The following is a 4521-nucleotide window of genomic DNA, read 5'->3' as shown; positions in this document are numbered from 1 at the left end:
CGGCCCCGTAGACACCCAATTCGTCTACGGCATCTGACCACCACACCCACCACGGCGGGACCCGGACACCACCGGGTCCCGCCGCCGTGGCAGGTGCGTCAGCAGTGCCTCGATCGCCTCGCACTCGCGCGCCCGGTCCGGAAGCGACGTCGTCCCGAGCAGCTCCCGGACAGCCTCGCAGTGCTGCCGGGCCGTGTCCGGTTCACCCAGCCGGACCGCCGCCTTGGCCTGCACGAGGAGGGCGTCGCCGTGCAGTACCCGGTAGGCGTTGCGGGAGGCGATGAGGACGGCGTCCTTCGCCGTCCCGTAGGCCTCCTCGGCCGCGCCTTCGAGCAGTGCGGCCTCGGCGAGGCCGATGGCCGCCTGGCATTCGAAATACTGGAAGCCGCGTTTCCGGCTGATCGACAGGCTTTCGGTGAACCGTGTGCGGGCGTCGTCGACAGCCCGGCTTCCCAACAACGCGAAGGCCAGTGTGTTGAGGGTGGCAGCCTCCGCCCGCAGGTTGCGCAGCTTCCTGGCCAGCCGCAGCGCCTCGGCGGCGTTGTGTGCCGCGGACACCCACTCGTTCAGCTGGCGGTCGAGTTGGCTCAGCTCGTCGAGCACCGACAGCTCCCGCAGCGTCGACCCGGTGCGACGGTAGTAGTCGAGTGCGGCCGCGAAGTGGGCACGCGCGGGCTCGAAGTCTTCCATCTGCCGTAGCACCATCGCCAGGTTGTGCCGGTTCGCCATTGCCGACAGGTGGCGCGCCGACCTCTCGTTCAACCGTTGGGCCGCCGTCAGGTAGCCGGCCGCTTCGGTGAGCTGGCCCCGTTCGTGGCACAGCGTGCCCAGGTCGTTCAGCGTCACCGCACGAACGTGGTGGAACTCGGGACCCGTCCCGAGGTCCAGTGCCCGCTGATAGAGATCCCGCGCCTCGTCCGGGTGGCCCAACTCGGCCTGCACGAGCCCGAGGTTGTGTGACAGGTATGCCTCGCCGACGAGCCAGCCGCTGCCGCGGGCAGCCGCGATGCCTCGACGGTAGGCGGCGGAGGCCAGATGATGTTTCCCGGCCGCCCAGTGCGCCTGCCCGAGAGTCTGATGCATGGCGGCCTGAGCCCGCATGTCACCCGCGGCCTCCGCGGCGGCGAGTCCGGCAGACCCGCTCGCGAGCCAGGCGACCACGTCTCCCGAGACGAAGAAGTAACCGCGGAGCTGGTCGGCCAACTGCCAGGACCGTGCGCCATGACCGTCAGTCGCGGCGACTTCGACCGCCGCGACGAGGTTCGCTGCCTCCTGGCCGAGCCACGCCGTCGCGGCATCGACATCGGGAAACGGGTTCTCGGCCGGGTCGACCTCCATCGGCAGCCGCACCATGTCGGGATAGAGCAGTGTCATCGCCGATGCGGTCCGCGTCAGGTACCAGGTGTAGAGACGGGCCAGCGCAGCGCCACGGTCGACGGGCGTCTCCCGGGTCTCGCCGGCTCGCAACGCGTACAGACGCAGCAGGTCGTGGTAGCGGTAACGGCCCTCCGCACCGCCGGGCTGGAGCAGGTTCTCCGTGACGAGGTGGTCCAGCGTCGCCCGGACGCCGCGCTGTTCGGACCCGAGCAGCGCAGCGACCGCGGCGGCCGAGAAGTCTTCGCCCGGGATCAGCGCGGCGGCCTGGAAGACCTCCACCACCGCCGACGGCAGGGCGCGGCAGCTGATTGCGAAACTGCTCGTCACGGTGCGGTCACCGAGGCTGAGCTGGGCAAGCCGCGACCCCTCGTCGGTCAGCCCCTGCAGGACCTCGGCAACCGTGCTCTCCGGGTGGCCGACCAGCCGGCCCGCCACCAGCCGCACCGCGATCGGCAACCGGCCGCATGCGTCGACCAGGGCCTCGGCGTCCCTGCGTTCGGCGTGGACCCGGGCCGCACCGAGTTTGATCCGCAGCAGGTGCAGTGCCTCGTCCGACGTGAACACCGGCAGGAGCGTGGTGGCGGCGCCGTCCAGTTCCTCGCACTGGTTGCGGCTGGTGACCAGGACCGCGCTTCCGCCGGGGCCCGGCAGCAGCAGGCGGATCTGGGCGGCGTTGTGCGCGTTGTCGAGCACGATCAGCACCCGCCGGTCGGCAAGCACGCTGCGGTAGAGTGCGGCGGCCTCGTCCTCGTCACCGGGAATGGCGCGCGCCTCGACACCGAGGGCTCTCAGCAGTCGAGCGAGCGCGTATCCGACCGCGACCGGCCGGTCTTCGCCACCACCGCGGAGGTCGATGTAGAGCTGACCGTCCGGGAAGTCCCGCCGTACTCCCCAGGCCGCCTTCAGGGCGAGGCTCGTCTTGCCGACACCGGCCATGCCGGAGATGACGCGGACGACTGGTGCTCCACCGTCCGGGTAGCGCAACGCCCATTCGAGCTCGCGCAGTTCCTCGGCGCGTCCGCAGAAGTCCGCCGGCGGCGCCGGCACCTGGCGCGGCGTGACGACGGCACGAGTGTCCGCCGGCGTACCCGCGCTTCGATCCCCTTGCCCGCCGATCACGGCCTGCCGCGCCTCGGTCAGCTCGCGGCCGGGGTCGACGCCCAGCTCCTCGGCGAGCCGCTGGCGGACACTCTCGAAGGCTTCGATCGCGGCGGCCTGCTGGCCCGCGGCGGCGAGTGCGACGACCAGCCGTGCGTGCAACGACTCGTGCCACGGGTGCCGCCCCGCCAGCCGGCGCAGAAGCGGGAGGACCTCCCGCTGCCGGTGCAGCACCTCCCCGAGGCGCGCCAGACGCACGGCCGCCTCCACGCGCTCCTCGGCCAGCGCCGTGATCAACGGATCGCCGGAGAGTTCCGGCACGTCCTGGGCGGCGTCGTCGCCGTGCCACATGTCGAGCGCGTCCAGGAGCAGCTCGAAGGCGCGCTCGGGTGGCAGGGCCGGCGCGCCGGCCTCCAGGAGGCGGGACCGGTAGCCCACCAGATCGAGCCGCTCGGCATCGGCTGGCAGCTCGTATCCGCCCGACCCGAGGATCACCGACGGCGGCTGGTCAGGACGCGGCGCCGGCTCCAGCAGGCGACGGATCCGACTGATGTGTGTCTGCACCACGTTTGTCGCCGACGTCGGTGGCGCGTCTCCCCACAGAAGATGGATCAGCTCCTCGCGGCCCACCGGACGGCCGGGAGTCAGCGCGAGGCGCGCCAGCACGACACGGTGCCGTCCGGCTCGGAGGTCGGTGGGCTGACCGGCCCGGGTGACCTGCAGCGGCCCGAGCACGGAGATCCGGGCCGGCCCGGTCGCCTCGAGACGTTCCCGCTGCGGCGGCCGGGACATCTGCTTCATCCGCATGCGGTCCTCGTGGTGAAGACCCAAGGCGTCGGCAAGCGCCTGCAGGGAGCGTCCACGCAGTCTTCCGCTGCGCCCCTGCTCGAGGTCACGGACCACACCGACGCTGACCCCGGCCCGATCCGCGAGATCGGCCTGCGTCAGGCCGCGGCCGACCCGCGCACGCCGCAGAAGCTCGCTGAGGCCGCCAGGCCCCCCGTCGCCCATCGTCGACTCCCCCGTGTGCACGATCGTCAACCTGTGGGGCCGCCCGAAGCGCCCCCGCGGCTGGCTCGTCGAAGGGTAGCCGACGATCGATACCCGCCGGCGGTGACGATCTGACTCGTACATCTGTCCGCACAGATCGTAGTACGAGTTCACTACAGGATCTGTCCCTCCAGTCGTGCGTCAGAAGCGCTCCGCACACTCTGAGCACGGCGAGGCGGCAGGCACGCCGGAAGAGACGAGGAGAACACATTGCACTCATACGCTCGACGAGGTGGCTGGTGGGCACGCCGGTCGCTGGTGCCGGTGGCGGTGCTGGCGGCGGCCCTGGCTTCGACCCCCACTGTGGCGTCCGCGACGCCCGACACCTCGGCGGTGGACGCGGCCGGCACAGCGGCCGCCGCCGCACCGGGCGATCCGGCGCTGCCCGACTACCCGGGCCTGACGCCACGGTCGCGAGCGTCCGCCGCGGTGAGCACCACGCCGATCCCGTGCGGCAACAACGGTTCCGACAAGAACATGCAGCGATCGGACGCGGTCAAGCGGGCACGTAGCTGGCTCAGCGTGGGTGGTGTCCCCTACAGCCAGAACCGCTGCTACGAGAACCAGTACGGCGACTATCGGACCGACTGTTCCGGGTTCGTGGCGATGGCGTGGGGTCTCGGCGGCTCGGGTAGTTCGTTCTGGACCGGAAACCTGGACAGCCGGTCGCACACCATCTCGCGCGGCGATCTCGCCCCGGGCGATGCGCTGCTCCGGCACACCGGGGACACCTCGGAGAACCACGTCGCCCTGTTCGTGAAGTGGAGCGACTCCGCACACACCGCTCCGGTGGTGATCGAGCAGACGGGCAGCTCGGACACGATCGAACGGACCTGGACCTCGAGCTACGCCAGCCTGTACACCCCGGTCCGCTACGACAACATCCTCGAGGACGTGTCGCCGGAGGATGTGCCGATCTCGGGTGACTGGAACAACGACGGCATCGACACCGTCGGCGTCTTCCGACCCAGCAACTCCACCTTCTACCTCCGCGAC

The 4521-nt window shown here is 71.0% G+C and carries 2 protein-coding genes; one reads left to right on the top strand and one right to left on the bottom strand.

All coding sequences use genetic code 11. The features are described from left to right. Positions 1–24: 24 nt before the first annotated feature. On the bottom strand, positions 25–3639 hold the full coding sequence (locus GA0070562_RS29865; RefSeq protein ID WP_139135518.1) for a BTAD domain-containing putative transcriptional regulator: 3615 nt from the start codon (positions 3637–3639) through the stop codon (positions 25–27). Between the two features lie 96 nt (positions 3640–3735). Between GA0070562_RS29865 and GA0070562_RS29860 the strand changes: the two genes are divergently transcribed. Beyond that, positions 3736–4521: NlpC/P60 family protein (locus tag GA0070562_RS29860; protein WP_476737602.1), on the top strand; the 786-nt coding region annotated here is incomplete at its 3' end.

Origin of the sequence: Micromonospora tulbaghiae (assembly GCF_900091605.1) — a bacterium.
Classification (GTDB): domain Bacteria; phylum Actinomycetota; class Actinomycetes; order Mycobacteriales; family Micromonosporaceae; genus Micromonospora; species Micromonospora tulbaghiae.
This window is presented reverse-complemented; position numbering and strand designations above follow the sequence as displayed.